This is a genomic window from Polynucleobacter sp. 39-46-10, assembly GCF_002282275.1.
In genome coordinates this window covers 1-1,177 of the sequence record NZ_NCJB01000529.1, presented here as the reverse complement: position 1 = coordinate 1,177, position 1,177 = coordinate 1, and the positions used below count along the sequence as shown (strand labels likewise).

1 protein-coding gene and 1 pseudogene are annotated in these 1,177 nt (G+C 44.3%); both read left to right on the top strand.

From position 1 onward, the window contains the following. Positions 1-782 (top strand): MlaD family protein (locus B7X71_RS17435; protein ID WP_293601670.1); only part of this gene is annotated, 782 nt, incomplete at its 5' end. Next, a pseudogene (locus B7X71_RS17430) lies at positions 779-1,177 on the top strand (hypothetical protein); the annotation flags it as partial. The gene B7X71_RS17435 and the pseudogene B7X71_RS17430, both read left to right, overlap by 4 nt.

Sequence of the window (1,177 nt, the reverse complement as noted above, 5' to 3'; positions counted from 1 at the left end):
ATGTAAAGCAATCGGTGACTGGCCTAGATGCTGGAGCAGCGGTGCGCTTTCGGGGGGTAAAGATTGGACAGGTAACCTCCATTACTTTATCGGGGGATTTGTATGAGAAAGATATCCCGATGCTTCAGAAGCAAGAGTATGTTGTCGTAAGAATGCAAATTTATGGCGACTCTATAGAAAAAAGTCACCTCGAAACTTTTATTAAAGATAATTTGCGTGCCCGTATTAGATCGATGGGTATTACTGGTGTGAATTATGTAGAGTTAGATTTTTATCCTAAATCTGATCAAATCTACACCCTCAAATACCCGTGGGAGCCAGAGTACCCAGTAGTTCCATCGATGCCAAACCAGGCTGATGAAATTATTTCTGGTATCCAAAAACTGATTGGTGCCTTCAATGGCTTAGATGTGGATGGGACCCAGAAGAAATTTGATGCGTTATTAGGTAACTTGAATAAGCTAATGGCTGGCGATGGAAGGGATAATGCTGGTCTCATCAACACAGTGCAAGATCTCAATGTGCTCTTAGATCGTATTGCTAGGGTTACTGATAAAGATCAACTGAACATCCTGATGCGTGAATTGATTGCCACCATGGTTTCTTTGCGCCAAACTGTGACTAGCGTCCAAGGTGACACCACTGCAACCCTAGAAAATCTTCGCCAAGCCAGTGAACAGTTAAATGAGTTTACGCGCGTAGCAAGTCAATCACCATCTACCTTGATTTGGGGTGAGCCACCTGCACGCATTACGCCTCCAATGAATGGAGTTCAAAAATGATGTCAATGAAAATCCAGATGATGAAAAATTCAAACCTGACTCGGTTTGCTGTTTGCGCATTAGTCATCGCCACATTGAGTGCCTGCTCCTTACCTAAAAGACCCGCCTTGGAAACTAGCAGCTGGATGGTTGCGCCTGAGCGCACAGGAGCACCGTACAAACCGCGTAGCGATTTATGGTTGAAGATGGGTTCAGTCACGACCACCCCGCCTTTTGATGGCAAGTCTTTGGTTTATCGTCTTGGCGATCAGCGCTATGAAAAGGATTTCTACAATATTTATTCTGCGCTGCCAAATGAGATGGTTGGTAATGCCACTCGCCAGTGGTTGAATAATGCTCAAATCTTTTCCATGACAGTGGGGCAGGGTAATAGTTTTTTCCCTTATTACAACTTG